This window comes from Pseudomonas sp. Pseusp18 (assembly GCF_059506005.1).
In genome coordinates, this window is the sequence record NZ_CP169240.1 from 3,132,873 (window position 1) to 3,154,854 (window position 21,982).

The window sequence follows — 21,982 nt, forward strand, 5'->3', positions numbered from 1 at the left end:
CAGACATGAAAAAAATAATCAGTAAAACCTCAGGTCTTGTCATCGCGTGTGCAACCCCATTTGCCATGGCGTTCACCTTTGAAACCGAAAACATTCACGGCTCATTTGATTCCACCCTCGCTGTGGGCATGGGGCTGCGCACCGAGTCTCGCGGCTGCAACCTCATCACCAGTGGGGCCAGCGGGCACAACCCTCCCAGCGGTTGTCTGTCGCCCAGCGCCAATATCGGTGATCAGGGCGACCTGAACTACGACAGGGGTGACTTGTTCACCAACTACATCAAGGGCACCCATGAATTGGTGCTGAAGTTTCCCGAAGACTACACGTTCATGGCGCGCGGTAGCTGGATCCGTGATTTTGCGGCGACCGACACCAGCGGCGCGTTGTCGGCCAACCGGCCAGAAGGCGTCGGCAACGACGGCCTCACCAGCGATGCTCGGGATGATCTGGAGTTCAAGGCTCGCCTGCTCGATCTGTGGGTGAGCAAGAGCTTCGATGTCGGTGACCAGCGTGTCCGCGCTCGTCTGGGCAATCAGGTAATCAACTGGGGCGAGAGCTTGTTCGCTGCCGGCGGCATCAACAATACCAACGCTTACGATGTCATGGCGTTGTCGCGACCCGGCACCCAGCTCAAGGAAGCCCTGCTGCCGGCGCCGATGTTGAGCCTCGCGTCCGGGCTCGGTTCCGGCGTAAACATCGAGGCGTATTGGCAATTCAACTGGAACAAAAGCGAGTTACCACCCGTGGGCAGTTACTGGTCCACCACCCACGCGCTGGGCGAGGGCAGGGGCGCCTACGGTTACGACGAAAAAGACGCACGCAACGGCGGCCAATGGGGTGTTTCGCTGCGCTGGCAGCCAGACAACACCGATCTCAACCTTGGCCTGTATGTGATGCGTTATCACGACAAGCTGCCGTCACTGACGATGCAGGTGCTGGACCCTGAAACCTTCGCCCTGGCGCAAACATGGGAGTACCCGGAAGACCGCATGATGTACGGCATCAGCGCCAATATGCCGATCGGCGACTGGGCGGTGGGCACAGAACTGTCATACCGTCCCAAAGACGCGGTACCGCTCAACCCGGTAATCGACGCCTGTGCCAGCAACGGTGGCAAATGCTGGAAAGACGAAAAGAAACTGCAATGGCACCTGACCGGCATCTACAGCATGACGCCGTCCAACTCGCCGACATTGCTCGACTTCACCGGTGCCAGCACCGGCACGCTGTTGAGCGAACTGGTGGTCGTGAAATACCCGGGCCTGCATAACGACTACGCCGGCGAACCGATTGCCGCCGGCCTCAATACCTGGCAACTGGATCCGGCCATCCCGCCGAGCGCCAAGGGCAACAAAACCTCTTCCGGGATCAGCCTCGATTTCAGCCTGACGTATGACAACACGCTGATTCCTGGCTGGCAGGTCACGCCGGGGGTGTTCTATTCGCGATCAATCAAGGGACGCACACCCAATCTGTCGGCGACGTTCACCGAAGATGCCAGCAGCATGAACCTGTACCTCAACTTCGTGCGCAATCCGGCGAGCTGGCAGATCTCTGCCAACTACGCGAAGTTCATGGGCGGCAAGACCCCTTACGATCAACTGCTGCGTGATCGTGATTACGTCGGTCTTGTGGTTTCCCGAACCCTGTGAGGCGCGCCGTGAATAGTTCGCTGAAAATGACAGAAACCAAAGTGCGCGGCGTGTTGCCGCGCATCGAGCAGTGGTTGTTTACCCATCGCCTGTTGACGCTGTTGAGCCTGGCCGTGTTCACCGTGGGCATGGCCTGGTTTGCGGTGCAGTTGCGCATGGAAGCCGGGTTTGAGAAACAGCTGCCCATCGGCCATGAGTACATCGAAACCTTCGAGACGTATCGCAATGATCTGCTCGGTGCAAACCGGCTCACGGTAGTGGTCAAGGCTCGGAGTGGAACGATCTGGAGCAGAGCAGGGCTCAAACGTCTTTATGATGTAACCCAGGCCCTGATTTTCCTGCCCAACGTCTCGCGCAGCAGCGTGCGTTCATTATGGACGCCCAACGCGTTCGTCAACGAAATCACCGAGGAGGGCTTTCGTGCCGATCCATTGGTGCCGGGCACGGTGACGCCTGAGAGTCTCGATGAGGCGAGCATTGCAATGATCGCCGACTCGACGGCGCAGGGCGGCTTTATCGGAACACTGGTGGCTCGCGATCAGGGCAGCGCGATGATCACCGTGGATCTCAACGAATTCGATGCTGACGGCCAACGCCTCGACTATGTGGCGTACAACCGGGTCCTGGAGCAAAAAATTCGCAGTCAGTTTGAAGACAAAGACTTCGAGCTCCAGATCATCGGTTTCGCCAAGCAGATCGGTGACATTGCCGAAGGTGCCTCGGCGGTTCTGGAGTTCTGCCTGCTGGCGCTACTGCTGACGGCTGCTGCGGTGTACTGGTATTGCCATTCGCTGCGTTTCACGTTGCTGGCGGTGGGCTGTTCGCTGGTGTCGTTGATCTGGCAGTTTGGCGCCCTGCGTTTGCTCGGCTACGGACTTGATCCACTGGCGGTCTTGGTGCCTTTTCTGGTGTTTGCCATTGGCGTGTCCCATGGCGTTCAGCAGATCAATTTCATCATCCGTGAAATCGCCTGCGGCAAGTCGGTGGAGGGTGCGGCACGGGCCAGTTTCAGCGGGTTGCTGATCCCAGGCACGCTGGCTTTGGTGACCGCATTCGTGTCGTTCGTGACGTTGTTGCTGATCCCGATTCCCATGGTTCGGGAGCTGGCCATCACCGCTTCGCTCGGGGTGGCGTTCAAGATCATCACCAATCTGGTGATGCTGCCGGTGGTGGCGTCGATGCTGCGAGTCGACTCGGGCTACGCCGCGGCCGAAGAAATTTCCCGCCAGCGTCGTGCCCGTTGGTTGCACGGTTTTGCCCGATTGACCGAATGGCACAACGTGCGCTGGGTGCTGGGCATGGCCGTGCTGATCTTTGTCACGGCGGCCTGGCAGAGCCATGATCGGGTTGTCGGCTCCTTGCAAGCCGGTGCACCGGAGTTGCGCGAGGACGCACGCTTTAATCGCGATGCGGTCTCCATCGCCAGCAACTATGACATCGGCCTGGATTGGCTCAGCGTGGTCTTCGAGGCCAAAGTCGACGCAGGGACGAACGCCTGCGAAGACGTCGCCCTCGGCCAGTACCAGGATCGCTTTGTCTGGGCGATGCAGGGCGTGCCAGGGGTGGTGTCGGTCACCTCGTTCTCCAACAGTCTGCGACAGTTCAACGAGGGCTATAACGAGGGCAACCCGAAAATGAACGCGGTACCCATCGACCCGACCAACTACTCATCGATGGCCGCCGAGGTGGCTCGCGTGCCAGGAATGATGCGTCCCGATTGCAGCATGACGGCGGTGCATCTGTTTCTCGCCGATCACAAGGCGACGACCATTCACCGAGTGATCGCCGCCGCCAAGGCATTTCGTACTCAGTTCACTCAGGATGGGGTGAGCGTACGCCTGGCTTCCGGCAATGCCGGGGTGATCGCTGCGATCAACGAAGAGGTGGAACGCAGCGAGCTGCCGATGATGCTTTACGTCTATGCCGCGATCGCTCTGCTGGTGTTTATCGTCTACCGCGACTGGCGCGCCGTGCTGGTGTGCTGCCTGCCGCTGACACTCGGCACCTTCATCGGCTACTGGTTCATGAAGGAGCTGCAAATCGGCCTGACCATCGCCACCTTGCCGGTAATGGTACTGGCCGTCGGCATCGGCGTGGATTACGCCTTCTACATCTACAACCGTCTGCAACTGCACCAGGCTCTAGGGCAGCCGATCACCAAGGCCGTCGAGCACGCCTTGCTGGAGGTGGGTGTGGCAACGATTTTTACCGCCATCACGCTGGCAGTGGGCGTGGCCACCTGGGCGTTTTCCGATCTCAAGTTCCAGGCCGACATGGGCAAGCTGTTGGCCTTCATGTTCCTGGTCAACATGGTCATGGCCATGACCGTACTGCCTGCATTCGCCGTGTGGCTGGAACGGACATTCCCACGGCGGCGCCCGGTGCGCCTGATCGGCTCACTGGTGCATTGAGGAGACCCCGATGCGAAACCTGATTCCTTTGATTGTTCTTATGTTGCCGGCATTGCTACAGGCTTCTCCCTTGCCGGCCGTACCCGCGACGCAAACCGCCAACGCCAGTGCCGCCACGCTGTTGAGCGCTTCCTGGGCCGGGGAGCGAACCGTTGCCGTCGGCGATCACGGCATGGTGTTGTTGTCGGATGACCACGGGCAGCGCTTTCGTCAGGCGACTTCCGTACCGTTGTCCACTCCGTTGACCGGTGTTTCCTTTGCCGATGCCAAACAGGGTTGGGCCGTCGGCCACTGGGGAGCAATTCTCGCCACTAGCGATGGCGGTGATGTCTGGCAGGTTCAACGATTATCCAGTGCAGAAGACCGGCCATTGTTTGCCGTGCACTTCTTCAACCCGACGCAAGGCGTCGCAGTGGGACTGTGGTCGCTGGTGCTGACAACCGATGACGGCGGCAAGACCTGGATCGAACAGAAAATCGACGCGCCACCCGGATCGAGTCGTGCCGACCTGAATCTGATGGGACTGTTTGCCGATGAAAAAGGGCACTTGTATGCCACCGCAGAGCGCGGCCAATTGTTGCGCTCCGACGATCGGGGCAAGCACTGGCGCTACCTGGATACCGGCTACAGCGGCACGTTGTGGACGGGGGCAGTCCTGAGTGACAGCTCACTGCTGGTGGGCGGACAACGTGGCACGCTGCTGCATGGTTCCGCAGACGGCTCGAGCTGGCAGCGCGTGCCGCTGCAAAGCAAAAGTTCAGTCACAGCCATCGATGTCTCAGAGCGAAAAGTCATCGCGGTGGGACTCGACGGTTTGATTGTGCGCAGTGACGACGGTGGACAGAGTTTTCACGAGCAACCCAGCGGCGACGGTGTTTCGCTCACGGCGTCGCTGCTGAACAGTGACGGCTCACCGATTCTGTTTTCACGACGAGGCGTCGTCCCTCAGCACTGATGCCGCTGCGATGTCGGGAGGCTAGCGCGATACCCGTTTCCCGACATTTGGCTTGGTCATTTTCTAAAACTTCCTGCTGATTTTCGGCCGGTTCCCCCGTGCCTGAAAGCGTTTTTTCACGCGCAAAATAATAAGCATAACAGTTGTTGCGTTAAATAATTTTGCTTGTTAGAGTCGATCTCAAATAACAAGACGCAGAACGTTGCAAAGCGCAACGGCCTGCCATTCTCGATGGAGGTACTCTGATGATCTCGCTCAAATCGACGCTTACCCTGCCAGCTGCCGGGCTCTCCGGCTTCGAAACACCGCTGACAGAAGAGGAGGCTGCGATTCAGGCCTCCGTCCACCGCTTCGCCAAAGAGGTGTTGCGCCCCTTGGGGCGTGAGCTGGACCGCATGACACCGGAAGAGGTGATTGCCCCAGGCTCGCCTTACTATTCGATGTTCAGCGAGTTCGCCAAGTTGGGTCTTGATCCGGCGCTGTTGGCACAGTTGCCACCGGATATGGCGATACGGATCGAATCACTGATCGGCGAAGAACTCGGTTGGGGCGATGCCGGCCTGGCAGTTTCCCTTGGCTGTGCTGACTTCCCGCTGCAAATGGCCGTCGCCGCCGGCAATACCGAATTGGCCGAGCTCTGCCAGGGCCGGATCGGTTGCTGGATGGCCACCCAACCCGATCGTGGTAGCGACAACCAGATCTTCGATATGGCGCGTGACTGGCCGGCAGGAAAGCCTGGAAATATCGGCAACCTGACCGCCAAAGTGGTCGGCGATGAAATCATCCTCAACGGTCAAAGCTCGGCGTGGGTATCCAACGGAGCCGTCGCGCAGGTCGCGCTGGGTATGATCTGCGCCGATTACGGTGACGGTTTCTACGATGCCAACGGTCGGCCGCATGGTATTGCGGTGATCATTCCGCTTGATCTCAAAGGCGTGTCTAAAGGCAAGCCGCTGGACAAGATCGGTCAGCGTTCCCTGCCACAAGGCGAAATCTACTTCGACAGCGTGCGAGTGCCCCGGCGCTTTGCAATCGCCGAGCGCGAAAACTACTACGGCGCCGTCAGCTCTTCCTGGTCGTTTGCCGGCACGCACATGAGCCAGGTGTTCACCGGCGTCGCGCGCGCCGCATTCGAGATGGCGTTGCAGTACTGCCATGAACGCCGCCAGGGCGGTCATCAGTTGATCGACCACCAGATGACCCGCCTGCGTCTGGGCGAAATGCTGCGCCGTGTCGAGGCCGCCCGCGCTGTCGCCCGACGTTCGCTGAGCTTCGCGCGTCTGTCGCCGCAAACCCATCCCTACGCCACAGCTGCTGCCAAGGTCACGGTGACCGAAGAGGCGATGGCCGTTGTGCAAGAAGCCTTCCGCCTGTTCGGTGGCAACGGCACCACCCGCGAATACCCGATCGAGAAGCTATTGCGCGACACCCAGTCCTCATTGATCGAGGACGGCGAAAACCGTGTCCTGACCATGCGTCTGGGGCTGCTGGCCCAGCAGCTTTATGCCGAAGGCTGGGCGAACAACTGACCCTGAAGATTCACCCGACATCACTCATCCAATAACAACAATGAGGTACATCCCGATGGCCAAATATCCTGTGGTTGTCTACGGCGCCAGTGGTTACACCGGCATGCTGATCATGGACTGGTTGATCGACCAGCACATCCCGTTCACCGCCGTGGCGCGCAACGCCGGCCGTGCCCAGGAAATGATGGCGCAACGCGTTGTCGGCCTGGAGTCGGCGACCTACGAAATCATTGAGTGCCCCCACGAGGTCGAAGCGTTGACTTCGGTGTTCAAAGGCGCGCGCGTGGTTTGTAACACGGTCGGCCCATTCATCAATTTTGGCCTGACCGCCGTTGAAGCGGCATTGAAGGCCGGCTGTCATTATCTGGATCCTGCCGGTGAGCAAGCGCACATTCGTGCCTTGCGCGACCAGTTTGGCGAGCTATACCGCCAGGCTGGGCTGCTGCTGTCCCCATCGCTCGCGTACATGTACACCTACGCCGAGATCGCCGCCGAGCTGGCCCTGGAAACTCCGGGCGTCGATTCGCTGGAAACCGCAACCCTGACCCGTGGGCCACGTACCGGTGCCGCCGGTGTGACCGTTGGTTCAACGGCCACCATTTTCGAAGGCATGCGCTACCCCGGCGCCTATCTGTGGGAGAAGGCACTGGTGCCATATGCGCCGAATACGAGCTTCAACGTGGTCTGTCCCGATCTGCTGGAGTCGGTGTTCTGCCTGCCATGGGGCGGCACTTCGTTGCCGGTGTTCTATGAGGAGGATAGCCGGGTGCGCAGTTGCATGTCCTGCGTTGGTTTCTACGACAACCCGGTGATGAAAATGGTCCACGGCCTGGGTGAGAAGTGGGAAGCCGAGTACAAACACCTGCCGAAAGAGCAGCAGGACGCGGTGATCAATAGCCTCGTGCAGTCGACCACGCCGAGCATGCCACCGCGCGAGCGCAGCACCTTGCAACGCACCGTCGACTTCGCGATCGGCCGCGGTCAGTTGACAGCGGTGCGTGCCACCGTGCACGGCATCACGCCCTACATCGCCACCGGCGCCTTGCATGCGGCAGCCGTGGTCAAGCTGTTGAACAACGATAGCGCCAAGGTCGGTTTCTCCTCGGCCTCGAAAGCCTTCGGTCATCGCTACCTGCTGGGCTTCCTCGAACAGCGTGGCCTGGCTCGCGCAACCGTTACCCAACTGTGAAGTGACCGACATGGCGATTATTGATTTCTTCGACCGTGGCTGGCGGATCAATCCGCACGGCGCGGCGTATATCCAGGATGACCGGGTTTTCACCTTTACCGACGTCCGCAACTTGTCATGCCGTATCGCCAATGCACTGTTGGCCGAGGGTTTGCCCAAGAGCACCAAGGGTGCGATCTGGTCGGCCAACGATGCCGTGGCCTGGACGTGCACACTGGGTCTCTGGCGCGCCAACATGTGCTGGATTCCGGTTGGAGCTCGCAACAGTGCCGAAGAGAACCGTCATGTGCTCGATGCGTTCGACTGCGAGGTGCTGTTTTTCCAGAAGGAGTTCGCATCCATCATCGACGCGTTGCGCCCGAGCCTGCCGAAAATCCGTTTATGGATTTGCATCGACGAACATCTGCCCGAAGCACCTTCGCTTAAAGTCTGGATCGAAGGTCAGCCGAACACGCCACCCAAGGTCGAGTATCAACTCGACGATGTAGTGGCGATTTCGCCAACCGGTGGCACCACAGGCTTGCCGAAGGGTGTGATGAACACCCATCGCAGCATCCAGACGTTCTGTGCGCACTTCATGATCAACTTCCCTTATGGGGATGAGCATCCACCGGTCAACCTGGCGGCGGCACCGATGACCCATACTGCCGGCACACTGTCCCTGCCGTGCACCTCGCGGGGCGGCACCGTGGTAGTTATCACCAAGCCGGACCCGGCGCTGATGCTGGCGATGATTCCGAAGTACAAGGTCACCGAGACTTTTCTGCCACCGACGGTGATCTATCGCCTGCTGGATGTTCCAAATCTGGCGCAGAAGGTCGATTTCAGCTCGTTGAAATACTTTCTTTACGGCGCGGCGCCAATGTCGGTGGAGAAGCTCAAGCAAGCGATCGAAACCTTTGGCCCGGTGATGGCCGGCGGATACGGCCAGACCGAAGCGCCCGCATCGATTTCCAACCTGCCGCCCGCCGAGCATCTGCAAGGTGGACGACTGGCATCGGACGAGCGTCTGTCATCGGTCGGCCGCCCCAATCCGCTGATTCGCGTCGAGATCCTCAGCGACGCCGGGGAGATTCTCGCCCAGGGCGAGTCCGGCGAGATCTGCGTACGCGGTGACCTGGTCATGAAGGGTTATTACAAGGACCCGGAAAAAACCGCCGAAACCATCATCGACGGTTGGCTGCACACCGGTGATATCGGCCATCTCGACCCCCATGGCTACCTGCACATCACCGACCGCAAGAAGGACATGATCATCTCCGGTGGTTTCAACGTTTATCCGAGCGAGGTCGAGCAGGTGCTTTGGGCCCATCCGGCAGTGCAGGACTGCGCGGTGATCGGTGTTCCGGACGATCAGTGGGGCGAGAGCGTCAAGGCCGTCGTCGAGCTGAGTGTTGGACAAAGCGTCACCGCCGAAGAACTGATCAGTCTCTGCAAAGACCGACTCGGATCGGTCAAGTCTCCGAAAACTGTGGATTTCATTGATGCATTGCCACGCAGTCCTGTTGGCAAGGTGTTGAAGAAGGATCTGCGTGCCCAGTACTGGCAAAGCGTTGATCGGCAGATCTGACGTCGAGGAGTTAAGTGATGGAACCCATTTACATAGCCGGCATCGCCATGACCCAATTCGGACGTCATCTGGAGCGTAGCCTTCAGGATATGGCTCTGGAGGCGTTGCAGGGGGCTCTGGCAGACGCCCGCGCCCAACGCTCCGACATCGAGGCAGTGTTTTACGCCGGCATCACCAACGGCCATCTACAAGGCCAGCTCTCCATCCCGGGGCAGGTGATGTGCAGCAAGATCGGCATCGAAGGTGTGCCGGTCTACAACGTCGAAAACGCCTGTGCCTCGGGCAGTACTGCGGTTCATCTGGCGGTGCAGAGCTTGCGCTCGGGGGCTACCGATGTGGTGTTAGCGTTGGGCGCCGAGAAAATGAACGTGCCGGACAAGTCGCGGGCACTGGCACTGTTCGAAACCGGCTGGGATGTTTCCACCGCCGAGGAGAACTACGCCACGCTGGTAAAAATGGGGGAGGGCATCGTTGTTCCGCCAGGCTCGGAGTCTGATCGCCCGTACAGCAAGTTCATGGCCATTTATGCCGCCATGTGCCGTTGGCACATGAAGACCTACGGCACCACACAGCGGCAGATCGCGGCGGTGTGTGCCAAGAACCATCAACACTCGGTGCACAACCCTTATTCGCAATTTCGCAAGACCTTCACCATCGAAGAGGTACTGGCGGCGCCACCGATCACCTATCCGATCACGTTACCGATGTGCGCGCCGTTGTCCGACGGCGCGGCCGCCGCGATCATTTGCACCGAGGCGGGCCTGAAACGCATCGGGGCCGATCCGAAACGTTGTGTGCGAATCGCCGCCAGCGTGATCCGCAGTTTCACCTTGCGTGGACTGGATGAGCCGCACAAGCACGTCAGCCTGTTGGCTGCGCGCCAGGCCTACGAGATCGCCGGACTCGGCCCGCAGGACATGCATGTGGCCGAAGTTCACGACGCTTCGGCAATGGGGGAAATCATCCAGTCGGAAAATCTCGGACTGGCGCCGCTGGGGGAGGGTGGAATTTGCGCCGAACGGGGCGATTTCACCCTGGGTGGCCGCATACCGATCAATACCTCCGGCGGCCTGGAGTCCAAAGGTCATCCGCTCGGCGCAACGGGGATCGGCCAATTGTACGAGTTGACCACTCAATTGCGCGGGGAAGCCGGGGCGCGCCAGGTACACGGCGCGCGGCATGCCATCCAGGAAAACGGCGGCGGTCTTCAAGGTGTTGAGGAAGCAGCGGTCGCTATTCACATCCTGAGTCGATAGGAGCGCATCACATGTCCATGACCTATCAAGCGCAAGAGCTGGAAAGCCACTTTGCCGGCGGGCATTTCCGCCGGTTGGGTGGCTGGGTCGAGAGTCCGGTTGATCTGCAGCCGGAGCTCGAAGGCGATGTCAGCGCGGATGTCATCGTGATCGGTGCCGGTTTTGCCGGGCTGTCTACCGCCCTGGAGCTTACGGCGCTGGGTGCGAAGGTAATCATCCTTGAACAGGAATTTGCCGGTTTCGGTGCCAGTGGTCGCAATGCCGGTTATCTGGGCGGAAGCATCGGCATTGAGTTCGAGCTGTTCTTGAAACGTGTCGGTCACGAAAAGGCGAAAAACATCGTCAGGTTCTACGACGAAGGTGTCGCCTACGTCGAAGGCCGATTGCGCGAACTGGGTATCGACTGCGACTACAACGCCTCGGGAATCATCAGGGCGGGCATCCATCCTTCCCAGGAGAAAAAGCTACGCAAGAGTATGGCAGTGGGTGACGAACTTGGCTCCCGTACCGAGTTTCTGGATCAGGCTCAAATGCGCGCACGGGGGATTCCACCGGCATTTCTGTTTGGCTGCCTGCAACGCCATGGCGGTACGCTGGACCCCGGCAAATACGTGATGGGACTGCGGCGGGCGGCGCTCCAGGCAGGCGTGAAACTGTATGAGAATACGAAGTTGGTGTCGTATTCCGATGGGCCGACGATCACCTGCCAAACCACGCACGGTCGTGCGACAGCCCCGAATTTGGTGTTGGCCACCAATGCCTATACGCCGCAAATCGGGCTTCTGCGCGACAAGATTGTTCCATTTCGGGTGTCGGCAGTCGAAACCGAGCCATTGTCTGCGCAGCAGTTGGCGTCATTGGGATGGGCAGGACGGGAAGGGTTGATGACACCGCACTGGACCATGGAAAGCCATCGTCTGACGGCGCGTAATACGTTGCTGCTGACCACCAAACGGCTCGGCTATGTCTACGGTTCCAAAACCCCGAACATTCCCGACGATGTTGCCTACCGCGAGCTGGAAAACACGCTGGGGGCACGTTTCCCGACTTTGCGCGGTATTGGTATTCAATCGTGCTGGAGCGGCTACGTCAGCATGGCCTACGACGCGTTGCCGGTGGTGGGCGAAACCGGAACCCACCACAACATTATCTACACCGCAGGCTGCTCCGGACACGGCATCGCCACCCAGTCGCTGATCGGGCATCTGCTGGCGGAAAGAATCGGCGGCATCGAGCATCCGTTGCTCGCTGCGCTGCGCCACAAAACCCCGAAAACATTGCCAGAGCCGCTGCAATGGTGCGCCGTGAATCTGGCGCTAGGGGTGGCAAACAGCCTCGACGAATACACCAACCGCAAGGTTGCACGCACTCATCGTTAATCGTTGAGGGCGCGCAGAACAACGCGTTAAAGGAAGACAACACGCTGATTTTCAGTGGTGGCACAGGCCTTGAAGTCATTGGCCGGGCAGGCGCTCGCCTGCAGAAAGACAAAATGGATTTTGTTTCTGCCACCGCTTTTTTTACTGCCGCACGGACGCTCTGTCATGAGCGTTCAATCCAACAATAACGTTATGTGAGGCATCGATTATGAACACTGACGCCCCTCCAGATTTAAAACGAAGACAATTGCTCAAACTGGCCGGTGCTACAGCGGCGGTGGGATCGATTGGTTTGAACATCGGCCTGGCCAATGCCGCCGATACGCTTTTGCAAGACAGCTCGGACAATGTTATCGACGTGGTGATCATTGGTGCAGGCCTTGCCGGTCTGACGGCAGCCCGCGATCTGCATCTGGCGGGTTGCCAGTCGCTGTTGGTGCTCGAAGCGCGCGATCGTGTAGGCGGGCGCACCCTTAATCACGATCTGGGTTCAGGCTACATCTCCGAGGTCGGAGGCCAGTGGATAGGCCCGGGGCAAACGGCTGTAGCGGATCTCGCCCGAGAGCTTGAGGTGGGCACCTTTCCGAGTTTCTACGACGGTGAAACCATCATCCTCGGCGGTGACGGACGTGTCGCCGTTGATTTGAAAGGCACGTTCGGCACCGATGAAGCCGTTTCGGCAAAGCTCAGTGAACTGTCGCGGGACGTGCCGTGCGGTACACCGTGGAAGTCACCCAGGGCCGCCGAATTGGACAAGCTCTCGGCAGGTGAATGGCTGGCTCAACAGAACATAAAGCCTGAGGATCGGGCTGGGTGGAACGCCAGTTTCCTCCTGACCTGCGGTGTTACGCCGGCAAAGATGGGCTTTCTGCATTTTCTGTCGATGATCAACTCGGCCGGTTGCGAATATATGCGGCTCGACTCAATCAAGGACAGCGCGCAGGGCACACGGATCGTCGGTGGTTCGCAGATTCTCAGCAGCAAGATGGCGCAACTGTTGGGCGACAAAGTTCGCTTGTCCTGTCCAGTGCGAAAGATTACCGACTGGAATCGCGACATCGTCAGACTCCAAACGGATCAAGGCGAGATACGTGCCCGGCGGGTGATCATGGCGATTCATCCCGCACTCTGCCAACGCTTGCAGTTCGATCCACCGCTGCCCGAAGCCCGTGCAGCCTTGCAACGTGCCTGGCCGGCACACTCTCCGGCCCGCAAGACCGCGATGGTCTACCCGCGGCCTTTCTGGCGTGACAAAGGCTTGAACGGCCACATCATTCAGGTGGGGGGGCCGGTCATCTGGGCTTACGACAACTCACCGCCCAACGGTGAAATCGGAGTCATCAATGCATTCGTCATGAATGCGGCAGCACCTGCTGATCCTGAAGCCGCTAAACGTGTGCAGACCGAGATCTATGCGCGTGCCTTGGGGGACGAAGCGCTTAACCCCGTCTCCTACCACGATCATGACTGGGCGCATTTCGACCCATGGACGATCACTTGCGTGTCGCCGATTCCTCCAGGCTTCTGGTCAACTCATGGCGAGGCGCTGCGTCCACCCTGCGGCAATCTGTTCTGGTCGGGCACTGAAACTGCTGATATCTGGGCAGGCTACATGGATGGTGCCGTACGCGCCGGACACCACAGCGCCTTACAGGTGCTCAACGCCTTGCGTCGGGCATAGGAGGCGACAATGAAAAAAATCATAGCGTTTGGCGTCATCGCAGTCATTGCCGTGCTGTTGGCGATTTTCGGTCGTGACCTTCTCGATCTCTATCGCCTGCAGAGTTACATCACCACGTCCACTGAGGCGTACCAGACCGAACGTGGGAGCTGGCCGCATCTGACGGATGCCTGCACGGGTTGCCATGGCAGCAAGGGCAACTCGCTGAACTCGCCTTATCCGAGTCTGGCCGGACAGCCGGCCGCGTACCTGTCTGCGCAGTTGCACAACTTCGCCAGTGGGCAACGGGCTGCACCCAATATGGGGCCGTTGGCGATGACCCTCAGCCGCGATGATATTGATCTGCTGGCGAATTTCTATTCTCGGCAATCCGTCAGCGCGAATGCGGCTTTCAGCCCTGACGAAGGTCTGAAGGAAAAGGGCAAACAACTGGTGCAAACGAGAGGCTGTGCAGCCTGCCACGGTGGCCAGTTGATGGGGCACGACGCGTTTCCTCGCTTGGCCGCGCAAGGGCACGACTACCTTTTAGCGCAGCTCAACGCTTTTGCCACAGGTGAGCGCAATGAGCCCAGCGGCGCAATGAAAGCAATGGCGGCCGCGCTGTCAGCGGATGAGCGTAAGGCGATTGCCACCTACCTTGCCGCACTGGCTCCTCAACCCAAATAAATCATCAAATTTTCTGTCAGATGTATCGAGGCTATCGTTATGGAACCGAGAAATATTGTGCTGTGCCTTGCCTGTTTCTTGCTGCTCGCGAATGGGCTGACCTTCGGCATCAAGTTTCTTAAAAAAAGAAACCTGCTACTGGCTCTCGAGTGGTTTGTGGTCGCCTTTTCCGCGACAAACTTCCTGATATTTTTCCTCACCGGATCGGAGCATTCGTACCTCATTTCATACTTTTGCGATGCGTTCTCCAGAGCCTTCGGGATCCCGATCATTACGGTACTCGGGTTGATGGCGGTGACGCATACCTACAAGCCCTCAGTGCGCAAGGAACTCATGATGTTTGCCGGTGCCCTGGTGGGCACATTCGCTTTGATTTCCACCAAGGTTCTGATCACGCTCCTGCCGTATTTCTACGTGATGATGTGGGTGATGTTTTCGGTTTATCTGGTCTATTTCGCAGTGAGGCTCGCAAGCGCCGGAGAGTTCCTGCACGCGATCGGGGTGATATTTGGCATGCTCGCCTCACTGACCATTGCTTGCATTTATGACTTCTACAAAATCCCTGGGGACGACACTAACGTGCTGCTGAACTTCTATGTTCTTGCGCTGACTACTTGGGCTTATTTACTGGTGCACTTGTACTACGCGTATTGCGCCTTAGAGCGTTCGAAGAACTCAATGGCGCTTTTGCAGACACGCTGAGAGATATGTTTTTCAGGTATGCGAAGCCGCCATTCTGGCGGCTTTTGGCGTATGAAAGAGGAGGGCGGCGGGCATCCTTGCCCAGCGGGATCAGGGCACCAGATTCGCCAGATAGTGCGACAAGGCCTTGATATCCTCGTCGGACAACGCACCCGCCATAGCATTCATGGCTTGAGTCGGATCTTTGCGTTGGCCAACTTTGAAGGCTTTCAGTTGGTCCGTCAGATAAAGCTGCCCTTGTCCCGCGATGCGCGGAGCCAACGGGCCGCCAGACAATTTTTCGCCGTGACAGGCTGCACATCCATTGGCGACGACCACACGCTGACCTTGCTGTTGAAGAGCATCATCTTTCGTCGTGACTTCAGTTACGCCTGGTTTCTGTTCGGCGAAATAACTGGCCAGACGCTTGATCTGCTCATCTGTCAGATTCGCCGCCAGCGGACTCATCTGTGCACTGTGTCGGCGTCCTTCGGCAAACGCATGTAACTGGCTTTCGATGTACGCTGCGGACTGACCCGCAAGAGCGGCATACTGGGCGTCCCGCGGCTGGCCTCTTGCGCCATGACAGAGTGCGCAGGTGTCCTGCAATTGTGGCCACGCACCACCATCGGCCTGGTAATCAGCGTCATGCTGATCCACGGCATTCATAAAGCGGTATCCCGCCAACAGTTCTGGCCCATAGATCACTGTCGATCCCGCCAGCGCGGTTGTCACAGCGATTGCCCCAATCACGATAGTCCGCTTCATCAGACGTTCCTCCCCGGTTGAACCAACGCCTGTAGCGCTTCCATCGCCGCTCGATGGCCTGCGCGGATTGCGCCATCCATCGCCCCAGCCCAGATCTCCGCCGTTTCGGTGCCGGACCAGATCAGACGGCCAACGGCCGGGGTCAGGTATTCGCCCCATTGAGTCCAGAAACCGGGGGGCATTGGAGAAATGCAGCTCAGGGTCCATGGGTCGACTTTGCCCCAGTCCTGATCATGGAACTGGATCGGATGCAGGGCTTGCTCGCCCATAGCTTGGGCGTAGATCTCCGACAAGGTGTCCTGCGCCGCTTTGGGGTCATGGGGTAATTGCCCAGGCCTGATAAAGCCGCTCAGGACGCCCAGACTACCGTCCGCAGGGGAGTTGTCGTAGGCCCAGATCAGGGGGCCCTCCACTTGTACGATCTGCCCGTTAAGGCCTTGGTCTCGCCAGAACGGTCGCTCATAGACGTGTACGGTCTTGCGCATTGGCGCATGGGCCGGCCAACGTCGCTGCAGCTCGGCGCGCTCGGTTGGCAAAGGCGGATCGAAGATGATCTGATTGCACAGCGCCGGGCTCAGGGCGGCAATCACCTGCCGCGTGCGGATGATGCCCTGGTCGGTATGCAATTCGACGACATCACGATCCCAACCGACAATTTTGCGCACCGGACACGCCAGCCGGACTTTGTCACCCAGAGCCTGTGCCATCTTCAAGCTGAGGGTCTGAGAACCACCTACCAGCCGTGATTCCTGCGCGCCACCTTTGATGCCTTCGAGCTTTTCGAGGCGGCAGTCGGAGGAGTTGATCATCGCCAGGTAATGCAGCAGGCCCATGCCGGCCGGCGCCGTACCGAAGGTCAGACTCACGGACATGTTGAATCCGATCTTGTCTACGTTGCTGATGCCTTGTTCGGCTAGCCATTGGCCAACCGAGAGTTTGTCAAGCTCAGCAGCGTCCTTGGCTTTCCAGGGCGCTTTACTGGGAACACCTTCGGCCAGCTTGTTCAGTTTGCCGACGATTTCAGTGTTGGAATTCGGGCCATCGCTGACATCCTCTTGGATCTTTTCGTCGCCCATCAGATAAACCGCCTTGCCCTTGTAATAAGTAGGGAAGGTTGCGACATCGAGCTGCCTTGCCAGATCCGCAATCGATGTTTGGCCAGGACCGATCCATTGGCCGCCGGCCTCAGAGATGACGCCGTTGCCCAAGTCATGGTTGTACGTGCGGCCACCGACGCGATCGCGGGCCTCAAGGACTACAAACGACTCGCAGCCGGCGGCCTGAAGATCCCTGGCTGATGTAAGCCCGGACAGCCCCGCGCCCATGATCACCACGTCCAGTATCGAAGCGTCTGTCGCAGGTTCGGTTTGAGCCATGGCACGCCCACTGATGCCAAGTCCTCCGGCGAGGGCGGCGCCTCCGATCGCTTGCAATAACAATCGTCGCTGCCGTGATTGCGTCGACAGCTCATCGAGATCCGAATCCATCTTCACCTCCTTTTTCTATTTATAATTACAGATGTTATGTGAATATATGACGGAAGAGGTCTTCAGCAAAGTGAAATCGAGAGGATGGCGATAAAGAGTGGATTTGAGCGTAAGGAAGATGCAGATATGCTGGGTTCGCTCCCCGAATGAAGCGAACCTTGTTGATGGTATGAAGACAGGGTAGGGGGATTTATCGAGAGGGGCTGATCAGCGTGATGACGGCATCCATCAACGCCTTGCTGCGTTTGGGTTCAAATCGTTCCGGCTCGATCGGCAGCATCATCATCCAGCCGTCACTCAGTGCGCTGAGCTGGTCAGCGAGTAGATCGGCAGGAATGTCCTTGCGGATGATGCCTTGGGTTTGCCCCTTGGCCAGAATGGTCGCGAGATCCTCTCGGAATCGCGAGTAACGTTTCTGGATCACATCGGCAAACACTGGCTCGTGCCGGGCGTGGGCGAGCATTTGAAACAAGGCAAGCCAGCGGGCTGAGTCGTTGGCTTGAGTCAGGTTCAACCACTGCTCGATCATTGCCCTGACGTCGACTTTTTCTTGATCGGACTCCAGCAGATCGTCGAACTCGTCGAACAGACTCTGCGCGGCCGCAGTGATCATCTCTTCCTTGTTGGCGAAGTAGTAGGTCACGGCGCCAGTCGTGCAGCCAGCATGACTGGCGACTTTGCGCAGAGAAGTCCCGGCATAACCCTCCTGGGCAATCACCTCGATGGCAGCGGTCAACAGTTCTCCGCGTTTTTCCAGGCGATTGCCTACCGGGCGTCCTCGGCGTGGGGCGTGTGCGGAATCACTGTCAATGGGTTGCTGACGATCCGTGGAAGGCGCTTGGGCATCATGCATGAGAGAAAGTGATTCCGTTGGTTGAAGGCGTTGAGCCGACAGCGGCTGCGAACGCCATTTTGGCTTGGCATGTCGAGAACATGCAATCCTTCAGATTCGACCGCTATTAATCACAGCAACGGCTCGTACTTCCACTCGCAATCCGGGAAGTGCAAGTTGTGAAATACCGACAGCGGTCCACGCTGGATAGCGCTCGGGGAAGTACTCGTCCTTTACCTGCCCAAAGGCATGAACTTCACCCTGAAGATCCGTGTGGAAGGTCATCAACTCGACCACATCGGCCAGGCTTGCGCCTGCGGCCTCAAGGATGGTTCTCAAGGACTGAAACGCCAGATGGGATTGTGCCTGGATACCTTCGGCAGGAACCATGGACGCGTCGATACCGACCTGGCCGGACACCCAGATCATGTTCCCGACACGCGTCGCCTGGGAAAAATGGAAGGTGTCGTAGATGGCCTGGGTGTGACCAGGATTGATCGATTGACGCTGCAGGTCTTGAGTACTCATGGCGTTACTCCTCTTATATTAATTGGCGGAACGTTGGGTGGCGGAAAGGATCTCCGGCTTTCAAGGTCGACAGCTCCTCACTGAACAGCACGCCCTGTTGCGGGTAACCGGCGGCGCTGTGCTCTGGCAGAGGTCGAAAGGTTGCGTCGTCTCCAAAGAAACGGAAGACGAAGGTATGGCGGTCCGGGAAGGCTGCATCCACCGGCGCACCGCCGTGTAGCGAACCAGGATGCAGCAGGACGATATCGCCGGGCTCGGTGGCCCACGAAATGATGTCGAACGCCTTGGGATTGTTCTGACGCAGAGCCTCAATGTCAGGCAGACGCGGCAAGGCATCGCCGCCATGCAGAGGTTGCGTCGGATCATTTGGGTCGCGAAACGTGGTGCCGTCGTAACGCGGCCCTATGTGTGAACCTCGGACGATCTCCAAAGCGTTTTTCTTCGGGACCGATTCAAAACTGATCCAGGCATTGGCCCAGTGGTTTCCCGCCCACGGCAGGTAAGACGTGTCCTGATGCCAAAGTGTGCGAGATCCGCGCCCACCGGCCTTGAGAAATACTTCTTCGGCGAAATACCACACATTCTCCGAGCCCCAGAGCTGTGCAAACAGCTCGCCAAAGGGCAGGGAGGTCACCAGTTCTTCGAGACGGGCCTTGGCGACCGGATTCGCATTGTCGACGTGCGATTGTTGCTCAGTTCCGTCGAACATTCGGGTCGCATGAGGGCCATGATTCTCGACAGCCCAGTCGTAGGCTGCCCGGCACTTGGCCAATTGATCTTTGTTCAGAAAACCTTTGATCAGGACGGCCCCGTCTTCCAGGAACGCCTTTCGCACAGAGGGTTGCATGAGAGCTTTCTCCTCGAAAATGCCACTTGGCGATTTGGATGCTAGCAGTCACTCAGATTAAACACAACACCAGTTATGTTTAATCTATGGCAGCCTATAATGTCCTCCCGCCGGGAGATTCCTAGAGCTAGGTAAAGGCGTGCGGGTAGCCATTGCATGGTTCATGGCAAGCTAGATCGTAGATAGCAGAGATGGGCCAAAATGAACGGGGGGCAGAGGCCTGCTTTCGGCAAATAGCGGTCGTTAACGCCTTGCCCAGCTAGTGAAGCTCTCCGCAATGTCAGCCCCTTACTCGCTGATTCATACTTAAATGGGGTTTCAGAGCAATGCTTGGTGCATGGGTCGCTAGGAGCGTAATTTTCGACGGCGTCGCCAGACATTGGCCAATTCCTGTATGGCTGTCCTTGAAATCCGCGCACCAACCCATGCCGAAAGCCACAGATTTCACACAGCGTCGTGATTGCTGACATTCCTGGAAGCATTGTTCATGCAGACCGATTAGGTGCGACGGATGCGGCAAGATCAGTGCTAGACCTCTGAGATATCAAACGACTACTGGGCAGGCGATCTGCAAACAACTCCGGCAACGAAGAATTTCCGATCCCGGTATGAAAGCTGATGCGCATATTTAAATAATATTTTTTGGAGGATGCAGTGAGCAGAATTCACTAAGGGGCTGATTGTTCGGCTGTTTCATATTTAGCTGCTTATACGCATATTTAAATAATCTCGACAGTGCAACCGGGCCAATCCTGAAACATGATGTTACGTGTAATGTATATTATGTTAAATGATGTGTCTGGGCGGAACTTTCATAAAAGCACCGCCTGCACTCCTCAATTACTTGTCGCTCCACGAGCAAGGGTCTTAGCCAGCTCATTCGCTCGCCTTTGGATTGAGTTGGCGTATCTACTGATGGCTGGTGCTTCACATGGGCAATCACGGCTTGAACAATGTAAAACGGCGCCTACAAGCTGATGCTAGTCTTGATAGAGACACTGTCAGGCAGGTGCTGTTTGCGACTCCAGTGGAGTTGCCGGTTAAGCACGGGGGATTGAGCCAACACGCTTCGTATTGGCCGTGGGGGGACTAGTCGGCACTGTGCCGGCAGGATGGGAATTGTGAGTAGCCCCCAAACGATTCACCCGATTTGGCTCCGGCTGACCCATTGGGTCAACGTCATCGCTGTGTTCATCCTGGTGATGAGCGGCTGGCGTATCTATAACGCTTCACCGATTTTTTTCTTTCGGATTCCCGACAGCATCACCTTGGGTGGTTGGTTGGCGGGCGCACTGCATTGGCATTTCGCAGCGATGTGGATACTGGTCATCAACGGCACCCTTTACCTTCTGCTCAATGTGTTCTCCGGCCGCATCGCCCACAAGTTTCTCCCGATACGCCCTGCCGAAGTTTTGCATGATTGCCTGGCGGCCCTCAGGGGCAAGCTCGCCCATGCCGACTTGCGGCAATACAACTCCCTGCAAAAGCTCGCCTACCTCTTTGTCGTGCTCGATCTCATTGTGCTCGTGCTATCGGGTCTGGTGATCTGGAAACCGGTGCAGTTTCCGCTGCTGAGGGAACTGATGGGCGACTATGACTCAGCGCGCATCGTGCATTTTGTCTGCATGAGCCTGCTGGTGGCCTTTGCCGTAGTGCATCTGGTGATGGTGGCTCTCGTGCCACGCACCCTGATCGCCATGCTGCGCGGACGCTAACTCATGAACAGAAAAGTAGACGGGCTAGATGACTCCGTCATCATCAAATCGGTAGCGCAGGAACTTGATCTACCCGCACGCAGACAGTTTCTTCGTCATGCTTGGACACTGGGCGCAATTGCCTTGTTGACGGGTTGTCGGCTGGATGACAGTGATTCGGTGGAGTCCATGCTGAAAATGGTGTCGCGCTTCAATGACAAGGTACAAGCGGCTCTATTCGATCCGAGCAGGCTGGCACCGACCTACCCTGAGTCGATGATGACGCGCCCGTTTCCTTTCAACGCCTACTACGACCGCAACAGCATCCCGAACATTGACGGAGCTGCTTTCAAACTCGCGGTTGGTGGCATGGTCCAGGATAAGCACAGCTGGCCCCTCACTGAACTGAACCAACTGCCGCACACCAGTCAGGTCACGCGACTGATTTGTGTGGAGGGCTGGAGCGCCATCGGTAAATGGGGTGGTGTAACCTTATCGACCTTTCTGCAACGTGTGGGCGCCGATATCAGTGCCAAATATGTCGGACTCAGATGCGCCGATGACTATTACACCAGCATTGATATGCCCACGGCCTTGCACCCGCAAACACTGCTCACCCTGCGCTATGACGATCAGGTCTTGCCAGCGGAATACGGTTACCCCCTGCGATTGCGGATGCCGACCAAACTGGGCTTCAAGAACCCCAAACATGTCGTGGAGATCTTCGTGACCAACGATTACCCCGGTGGCTATTGGGAGGATCAGGGTTACAACTGGTTCAGTGGCAGTTGAGCTATCGAGCGTCCTGATAACCGACGCATTGGACACATGACATCCATGATCGCGATGTCATGTGA

The 21,982-nt window shown here is 58.0% G+C and carries 19 protein-coding genes; 13 read left to right on the forward strand and 6 right to left on the reverse strand.

Going from position 1 to position 21,982, the window contains the following annotated elements; genetic code table 11:
- Nucleotides 1–5 precede the first annotated feature (5 nt).
- From ACEN9A_RS14110 to ACEN9A_RS14145, 8 genes are all read left to right on the forward strand, one after another.
- A complete protein-coding gene (locus ACEN9A_RS14110) occupies nt 6–1,652 on the forward strand; it encodes a DUF1302 domain-containing protein (protein WP_019578908.1) in 1,647 nt (548 codons plus the stop codon).
- Between the two features lie 26 nt (nt 1,653–1,678).
- The gene (locus ACEN9A_RS14115) at nt 1,679–4,063 is read left to right on the forward strand and encodes an efflux RND transporter permease subunit (protein WP_019649719.1); all 2,385 of its coding nucleotides are present in this window, start codon (nt 1,679–1,681) and stop codon (nt 4,061–4,063) included.
- Between the two features lie 10 nt (nt 4,064–4,073).
- Nucleotides 4,074–5,018 (forward strand): WD40/YVTN/BNR-like repeat-containing protein, encoded by a 945-nt coding sequence (locus ACEN9A_RS14120; protein ID WP_258674080.1) that lies wholly within the window; start codon nt 4,074–4,076, stop codon nt 5,016–5,018.
- Nucleotides 5,019–5,263: 245 nt separating this feature from the next.
- The gene (locus ACEN9A_RS14125; RefSeq protein ID WP_019578911.1) at nt 5,264–6,547 is read left to right on the forward strand and encodes an acyl-CoA dehydrogenase family protein; all 1,284 of its coding nucleotides are present in this window, start codon (nt 5,264–5,266) and stop codon (nt 6,545–6,547) included.
- Nucleotides 6,548–6,602: 55 nt separating this feature from the next.
- On the forward strand, nt 6,603–7,736 hold the full coding sequence (locus ACEN9A_RS14130; protein WP_019578912.1) for a saccharopine dehydrogenase family protein: 1,134 nt from the start codon (nt 6,603–6,605) through the stop codon (nt 7,734–7,736).
- A gap of 10 nt (nt 7,737–7,746) precedes the next feature.
- The gene (locus ACEN9A_RS14135; RefSeq protein WP_026345876.1) at nt 7,747–9,306 is read left to right on the forward strand and encodes an AMP-binding protein; all 1,560 of its coding nucleotides are present in this window, start codon (nt 7,747–7,749) and stop codon (nt 9,304–9,306) included.
- A 17-nt stretch (nt 9,307–9,323) separates the two neighbouring features.
- Entirely contained in the window at nt 9,324–10,562 is a 1,239-nt protein-coding gene (locus ACEN9A_RS14140) for a thiolase family protein (protein ID WP_019649722.1), read from the forward strand.
- A gap of 11 nt (nt 10,563–10,573) precedes the next feature.
- Nucleotides 10,574–11,941 (forward strand): NAD(P)/FAD-dependent oxidoreductase, encoded by a 1,368-nt coding sequence (locus ACEN9A_RS14145; RefSeq protein ID WP_019649723.1) that lies wholly within the window; start codon nt 10,574–10,576, stop codon nt 11,939–11,941.
- A gap of 26 nt (nt 11,942–11,967) precedes the next feature.
- Here ACEN9A_RS14145 and ACEN9A_RS14150 read toward each other — a convergent pair whose 3' ends face one another.
- Nucleotides 11,968–12,108 (reverse strand): hypothetical protein, encoded by a 141-nt coding sequence (locus tag ACEN9A_RS14150; RefSeq protein ID WP_019649724.1) that lies wholly within the window; start codon nt 12,106–12,108, stop codon nt 11,968–11,970.
- Between the two features lie 41 nt (nt 12,109–12,149).
- Between ACEN9A_RS14150 and ACEN9A_RS14155 the strand changes: the two genes are divergently transcribed.
- Genes ACEN9A_RS14155 through ACEN9A_RS14165 form a run of 3 tightly spaced genes read left to right on the forward strand, consistent with a single transcriptional unit; the run spans nt 12,150 to nt 14,990 of the window.
- Entirely contained in the window at nt 12,150–13,622 is a 1,473-nt protein-coding gene (locus ACEN9A_RS14155; protein ID WP_026345877.1) for a flavin monoamine oxidase family protein, read from the forward strand.
- Between the two features lie 9 nt (nt 13,623–13,631).
- A complete protein-coding gene (locus tag ACEN9A_RS14160; protein ID WP_258674081.1) occupies nt 13,632–14,288 on the forward strand; it encodes a c-type cytochrome in 657 nt (218 codons plus the stop codon).
- 39 nt (nt 14,289–14,327) lie between these two features.
- Complete coding sequence (locus ACEN9A_RS14165; protein WP_258674082.1) at nt 14,328–14,990, forward strand: hypothetical protein; 663 nt, start codon at nt 14,328–14,330, stop codon at nt 14,988–14,990.
- Between the two features lie 90 nt (nt 14,991–15,080).
- Here ACEN9A_RS14165 and ACEN9A_RS14170 read toward each other — a convergent pair whose 3' ends face one another.
- The 5 genes from ACEN9A_RS14170 to ACEN9A_RS14190 all read right to left on the reverse strand — a co-directional run bounded on the left by ACEN9A_RS14170 (nt 15,081) and on the right by ACEN9A_RS14190 (nt 19,431).
- On the reverse strand, nt 15,081–15,737 hold the full coding sequence (locus ACEN9A_RS14170) for a c-type cytochrome (protein WP_019578919.1): 657 nt from the start codon (nt 15,735–15,737) through the stop codon (nt 15,081–15,083).
- On the reverse strand, nt 15,737–17,224 hold the full coding sequence (locus ACEN9A_RS14175) for a flavin monoamine oxidase family protein (protein ID WP_258674084.1): 1,488 nt from the start codon (nt 17,222–17,224) through the stop codon (nt 15,737–15,739). The genes ACEN9A_RS14170 and ACEN9A_RS14175 overlap by 1 nt, the downstream gene beginning before the upstream one ends.
- Nucleotides 17,225–17,414: 190 nt before the next feature.
- Complete coding sequence (locus ACEN9A_RS14180) at nt 17,415–18,077, reverse strand: TetR/AcrR family transcriptional regulator (RefSeq protein ID WP_258674085.1); 663 nt, start codon at nt 18,075–18,077, stop codon at nt 17,415–17,417.
- A gap of 90 nt (nt 18,078–18,167) precedes the next feature.
- The gene (locus ACEN9A_RS14185) at nt 18,168–18,584 is read right to left on the reverse strand and encodes a RidA family protein (RefSeq protein WP_019578922.1); all 417 of its coding nucleotides are present in this window, start codon (nt 18,582–18,584) and stop codon (nt 18,168–18,170) included.
- 13 nt (nt 18,585–18,597) lie between these two features.
- On the reverse strand, nt 18,598–19,431 hold the full coding sequence (locus tag ACEN9A_RS14190; RefSeq protein WP_064617876.1) for a phytanoyl-CoA dioxygenase family protein: 834 nt from the start codon (nt 19,429–19,431) through the stop codon (nt 18,598–18,600).
- Nucleotides 19,432–20,543: 1,112 nt separating this feature from the next.
- Here ACEN9A_RS14190 and ACEN9A_RS14195 point away from each other — a divergent pair.
- Nucleotides 20,544–21,146 carry a cytochrome b/b6 domain-containing protein gene (locus ACEN9A_RS14195; protein WP_258674088.1) on the forward strand — a complete coding sequence of 201 codons (603 nt, stop codon included), beginning with the start codon at nt 20,544–20,546 and terminating at the stop codon, nt 21,144–21,146.
- 3 nt (nt 21,147–21,149) lie between these two features.
- A complete protein-coding gene (locus tag ACEN9A_RS14200) occupies nt 21,150–21,917 on the forward strand; it encodes a molybdopterin-dependent oxidoreductase (RefSeq protein WP_258674090.1) in 768 nt (255 codons plus the stop codon).
- Nucleotides 21,918–21,982 lie beyond the last annotated feature (65 nt).